7 protein-coding genes are annotated in these 5,896 nt (G+C 41.3%); 1 reads left to right on the top strand and 6 read right to left on the bottom strand.

Features of this window, described 5'->3' with window-relative positions:
- The 6 genes from AB7U21_RS09750 to AB7U21_RS09725 all read right to left on the bottom strand — a co-directional run.
- Nucleotides 1–126, bottom strand: a 126-nt coding sequence (locus AB7U21_RS09750; protein WP_428388664.1) for an ABC transporter permease, incomplete at its 3' end; no start/stop codon positions are given.
- A gap of 26 nt (nucleotides 127–152) precedes the next feature.
- The gene (locus AB7U21_RS09745; RefSeq protein WP_428388662.1) at nucleotides 153–1,496 is read right to left on the bottom strand and encodes a COG1361 S-layer family protein; all 1,344 of its coding nucleotides are present in this window, start codon (nucleotides 1,494–1,496) and stop codon (nucleotides 153–155) included.
- A gap of 11 nt (nucleotides 1,497–1,507) precedes the next feature.
- Entirely contained in the window at nucleotides 1,508–2,245 is a 738-nt protein-coding gene (locus AB7U21_RS09740; RefSeq protein ID WP_333787855.1) for an ABC transporter ATP-binding protein, read from the bottom strand.
- 12 nt (nucleotides 2,246–2,257) lie between these two features.
- Nucleotides 2,258–2,401 (bottom strand): hypothetical protein, encoded by a 144-nt coding sequence (locus AB7U21_RS09735; RefSeq protein WP_333787856.1) that lies wholly within the window; start codon nucleotides 2,399–2,401, stop codon nucleotides 2,258–2,260.
- A 349-nt stretch (nucleotides 2,402–2,750) separates the two neighbouring features.
- Nucleotides 2,751–3,635 (bottom strand): helix-turn-helix transcriptional regulator, encoded by an 885-nt coding sequence (locus AB7U21_RS09730; RefSeq protein WP_428388659.1) that lies wholly within the window; start codon nucleotides 3,633–3,635, stop codon nucleotides 2,751–2,753.
- Between the two features lie 53 nt (nucleotides 3,636–3,688).
- The gene (locus tag AB7U21_RS09725) at nucleotides 3,689–4,684 is read right to left on the bottom strand and encodes a hypothetical protein (protein ID WP_428388657.1); all 996 of its coding nucleotides are present in this window, start codon (nucleotides 4,682–4,684) and stop codon (nucleotides 3,689–3,691) included.
- 478 nt (nucleotides 4,685–5,162) lie between these two features.
- Between AB7U21_RS09725 and AB7U21_RS09720 the strand changes: the two genes are divergently transcribed.
- On the top strand, nucleotides 5,163–5,896 hold a 734-nt coding region (locus AB7U21_RS09720), incomplete at its 3' end, for a hypothetical protein (protein ID WP_428388654.1).

Here is a 5,896-nt window from a genome sequence, read left to right as displayed (position 1 = left end):
TTCCATGTCCTTTTGCATGTTCTCGCTCAGGGACATGATACCTACAACAGCACCTACACCTATGACTATCCCTATAATAGTGAGCCAGCTGCGTACCTTGCTATGCAGCAGGATGGTAAGGGCCATTTTGAGATAGCTGCTGTTTCTCATAGTTAGTTACCTTCTTTCATCTTCCTGTGATGCACAATTGATCCAAGTTTCCGGATAACAGCAGGGTTCTCACCGTGCTTTCTTCTGTAATACACAACATATCCTGATGCAAGAGCAGCTAATAACAGAATATATACATATTTTGAACTGGATGAACCCTGGCCTTGCCCTCCCGGACCCATTGATGTACCAGCTGTTGCCGTGCTGCTCTGCGAGATCTGCACAGATTTTTCTACGGTGTTCCTCTGACCTGCTGAATCCGTGTATTCTATCAAAACTTGGAGATCATTGCTGGTACTTGCATTTGCGGATGATGCCGAAGCTACAGCCGCATTGCCGCCTGGTCCGGCACCACCAGTGCCTGGCATGCCTCCTGCCCCCAGTTGTGAAACAGTGAACGAAGCAATCGTATAGTCACCTTTTTCCAGGTTACCGACTATTGTAGAGGAACTGCCTGACACACTATAACCTTCCTGTTCCGGAATGGAAACCTTTACTGAATATGCTTCATTGTTACCCACATTAGCTATTGAGAACGACATTTCTCCATCGGAATTATCTGAGAACGCAACATCGAAGTCTGTCCCGCCCCCTACAAACAGACCTGCTGTTGTGGAAATTGTGCTAACGTTGGAATCATAGTCCTCTACCTCAAGAGTAATATCCAGCTTGTAAAGACCGGGATCAGCATTCACGTCAGCCATTACTATATAACTGACAGTTACAGATTCATTGGGAGCCAGATAACTTATGTACTTGGTATTATCCGAATAGACCGGCAAGATCGTACCAGTGGAGTCTACCCAGGAGATCTCCATGTTCTTAAGAGGAGAACTGCCAGTATTTGTGACCACGAGATCGAGCTGTTCCTCAGTGGCGAAATCTATACTGGCCTTGCTGATCGTTACGATCTGAGCGTATTCCTTGCCCCTTACTTCAATATCCAGCGTAGTGGTTTTAGTAGTACCTGTTGAATCCGTTGTAACGATGTCCAGCTCATATGTACCTGCAGGAGCGTCACTGGCGACCTTTAGTTTCAATTTCACTGTTGCAGCATCGTCATCATCCTGTCTGGCATTAAGATAGGATATGGTCCTGCTCAAGGATTCACCATCCACTTTAGAGAAGGGATATTCGGGTTGGGCAGTTATGACTATGTTCTTAAGGTCTTCATTCCCATAGTTCTGCACACTGAGAGTAAGTTCAACGCTCTCGCCCGGTCTTGCAGGGTTTGGGGTCTGACTCATAACATCAACGCTGAGCCCGGCAGAGTCCACGTAGGTTGCTGCGGAAGCATGCGCTATGGGAGATAATATCAAGAGTATGAACAGTAACATTTTTTTCATGATAAACACCTTTAATTATTTTGGATTTTTTCTATGGATTCCACCATTCCGTCCTTTATGTGAACTACCCTTTCAGCATATCTGACAAGGGCCACATCATGTGTCACAATGATTATCGTTTTGCCTTCCTTCTTGTGCAGCCCATAAAGGAAATCAAGTATATACGTCCCTGTTTTGCTGTCAAGGTTACCTGTGGGTTCATCAGCCAGTATAATATCCGGGTCTACGGCCAGTGACCTGGCAATAGCGACTCTCTGCCTCTGACCACCTGATAACTGGGATGGCAGATTACGGGCTTTCTGAGACAGTCCTACCATGTCCAATAGCTCAGCAGCCTTCTTTTTTGCAGCAGAGGGATCTGCGTTTTGAAACTCCAGAGGAAGCATAACGTTCTCAAGAGTGTTCAGTGTGGGAATAAGATTGAACTGCTGGAAAATGAAGCCTATCATCTTTCCTCTGATGGTAGCTAGTTCGGATTCTGAAAGATGTGAAATGTCTTTCCCATTGAGAAGAACAGTACCTTTGCTTGGAAGGTCCAGGCAGCCAAGCAGGTTCATCATGGTACTTTTTCCGCTACCGCTGGGACCCAGTATGACCACGAACTCTCCTTTGGAGATGTGCATGTCAACACCCTTCAAAGCAGCAAATTCCACTTCCCCCATCTGGTAGATCTTCCATACATCCTCCAGTTTCAGGAGAAAAGATGGATCAGAACTTTTGGCAGAGCCTTCGGCAAGGTTATCAGACATCAGTTTGTCTCCTTATTTTTCATTAAGGTATGAAGAAGACGAAGATGAAACCTGTTCAGTGTTATTTGAAAGTGTTTTCATCAGATTCCACATTAATAGATCGAACTGCCTCCTGTCAAGGACAGTGTAATTCTTGAAACCGTACTTTTTACTCATGTAATTCCTCCAGTAATGCGTATATAGTGATTTTTTCTTTGGCCTCCTTTGAGGAGGCATCCACAGGAGAATGGGATGCCTCCTTTCACCTCCTTTGTGTGATCACACAGGAGATGGGGGATGGCTGTGTTGGGTGGTACGCTTGCCAGCATGTTCCTGGCAGCAAACCCCCCTTTTGGTATTTTATAATAAAAACATACTTAGAGCTTAAAGAGAAAATAGGAAATAGTTTTCAAATCCAAGCTTTAATATAGAAATTAAAAGAGAAAAAACCTTTAAAAAGAAGTTTGATACTATTTTGAATCATAATAAAGGGTTATTCTGGCAAAAGCAGGATAGAAACCAGTTCTTAAGATCGCTGATCCTGTTCAACAAGAAGGATAACATTCCCTCTACCTCTTTTGAACTTCTGGATCATGCCTCTTTTTTCAAGATCAAATAGCATGAGGCTCACTTTGCCTTCTGAATATTTGAGCTTGCTCCTGAGGTCCTTTTGGGTCATACGTCCACCCTGAGCACGAATGATATCCAGTATCTCCTGCAGATCAGCAGGTATTGGCCCCTTGGGGATGACATCTAAAGTATTTGACCCCATATTATCTGGCTCTGCGACGATCAGTTCTGTAGGATCTGTTTCCTCTGACTCCGTTTCCTCGAACTCTTGTGACCCGGTTTTAATGCTTTCAGGAGAAACTGTGAACTGTACCGGTTTAGGTATAAGAATTACTTTTTCCTCGGCCTTTTCTTGCTTTACTGCCTGATGCCTTTCTGCAGAAAGAGTGGTCTTTTTGCCTGTTGAGTGTCTTAACAAAAAGAACAGAACCAAGAGTATTAGAATAGTTATAAGAATAGTATCAACGGAAATAAAATTGCTCTGAACAGCGGTCGCATTCTGGAAGCTTATAGACTGATTTGAAGAAGAAGAAGAAGAAGAACCATTAATAGAAGATTTACTTTGAGAATAATCCGGAAAAAGTAACAGGTCGAGCACATAGCTGCCCTCGTCTGTAATATTCACAAAATCCTCGGCATAATAAATAAGGCTGCTATCCTCATAATAACTTGCACTTATCTTATAATTCCCCTCGGGCAGGTTAAAGGAATAAGTACCATATTTACCCACCATTGACTGCACAGGAGTGGAGTTTACATTTACAATTACATTTTCCAGAGGTTGGAATGTATTCCATTCATACACCACACCATGAATGGTAGCGCTTGCGCCTGCAGTCATTAAAAATGTAATGACTAACAAGATGGCAAATATGATCCTACGGGAAAATGCCTTCATTTGATATCAGTATAGATAGAGGGGCTATTAATAGTTCTTCTTACAGTGGGTGCTTCCCAATGCATATCATCCGAACTGCCATCCGGACATGTTATTATGTAAGTACCGTTACCGAAAAAATCAATTGTACCATTCCCTTTAACAACAATTGATATTTCACTTGCTTCTACTATGAAAGTCGATCTTTGCGCCGAGATGTCCACTGTAGCATCAATTATCTTGTAATAAGATAATCGGTCCTCAGGTTTTTCTGACTTTTTAAACTCATATTTGCCTGCTATTGTGATAGGCAATTCCGGGTTATCGAGAATACCCACTACATAAAAAACACCATTTCTAATGGAAATGTTAGCATTCAGATCACCCACTAGCAACACTCTTCCTGTACCGGTTGCAGAAAGTGTGCAACCCTCACCTAATTTAACATGTCCTGGAAGCAGCTTTTTCATTTCGTTGAAGATATCCAGGAGTATGGAATTAGATTTTTTCAGGTTCTCCCTGGATAGTTGCATATATAGTTCTGTTTCAATTGCCGCACATTCCGGGTCCGTACAGCCCTCATGATCCTGATCTGCGAGTTGGCGGTATGTTTTCGCACTGGATATCAAAGTTTTATATTCTTCAAGAAGAGACTTAAGCCTTTGAACATCTTTACCTTCTTCCTCAAAACTCAGTATCCTGGAATCTAACTCTTGTGCTATCAAATCTGCTTCAGAGATAATATTGTTGAATTCCTCTCTTTCATCCCTGAAAACTGGACGAATGTCAGGACGCTCAGGCTTAATATGATCAGGAGAAGAAAGGACACTTAGAGATGCCGGAACAAGACTGTAATCCGGTTTATAGTCCTGACCTCTGTTCAAAGTGGAGGGCTTATCTGCACATCCACCTGCGATCGTAACCAAGATGATTGCAAATATAAGCACTATAGCCTTGTGATTCATGTGATCCATATACCTATACTTTTTTTCCCTGGCTATTTCCTGTTCCATTTTGACCTTGCGAACTAGCCAATATATCAGGTTAATAAAGACATTGAACTACAATATAAATATGCTTGAGAGATTTTTATGTAGCTGTAATAATACAAAACAGATATACTATTATTTATACTTTTTTTGAACTGATGAAGCTTTATAGCACATATTTCAGAGTATAAATGAGATATATAGAGCCTAATTGCTGATTAGAGCAGAAAAATGTATTATTGAAACTTTTCAACTCATGAATATTTACTATAAGTGCTAAAAAGCAATAAAATTGCTCCGTTATTGAGAATATGTAACCCTATGTGTGTATAAGTAATCAATGATTTTTATTACACAGTTAAAATAGAATTTTCCAAAGAGAGAGAAATAAAGGAATCTGTAACGATAAAAACTCGAATAAATCTTTCTTTTAAAAATTAAAGCTCTATTGATCCTTTAAGAGCTAAGTATACTTATATCATTCGTAGAGAATTCAGTAATTGTGCCAGAACTAAACTGTTTGGACACAAAAGATCTGGAGGAGATCAGTACGCAAAGAAAAATGACAAGATCTATAGCAGCCTTTTCGGTAGCTTTGATGGTTCTATGTTTAGTACCATCCACATTCGCTGCACAGGACAATGGCCATAAACACGATATGTATGGAACGATGCATGAAAAAAGGAATAGTGCAGAGCCACTAAGCTTCTCCCTTGATAATGCAACTTTCGAGATCCAGCAGGAGAGAATGCTGGAACATGTGAATGACACGATCTCAATGATCGGATCGGACATAGAGAACATCGAGGAACTGGAAAACGAGAATATTACAAAAGAGACGCTGACAACTGCACTCACAAAGCTAGAGGAAACAAAGACACTCATCACTGATGCAGAAGATGAAGGCGACCTGAAGGAAGCAAAGGAACTGATCCGATCAGCAATGGTTACAATTGGAATCACACCTGAAAACGGTCATGGATTGAGACAAAAACCCATGGATGAACAGGAAATATCCCAGGAAAATGAATCATTTGAAACACATCAGGAAAGAATGTTGGAGCAAATAAATGATACGATCTCATTTATGGAATTTTCAATGATAGGGTCAGAAGAGTTGCAAGACAGGAACATCACAGCAGAAATGCTGGAAAACGCAACAGCACAGCTGAAAGAAGCAAAAACGATCGTTGAGAACGCAGAAGATAAAGAAGATCTGAAGGAAGCAAAGGAGCA

Source organism: Methanomethylovorans sp., from assembly GCF_050177135.1.
GTDB lineage: Archaea > Halobacteriota > Methanosarcinia > Methanosarcinales > Methanosarcinaceae > Methanomethylovorans.
This window is presented reverse-complemented; position numbering and strand designations above follow the sequence as displayed.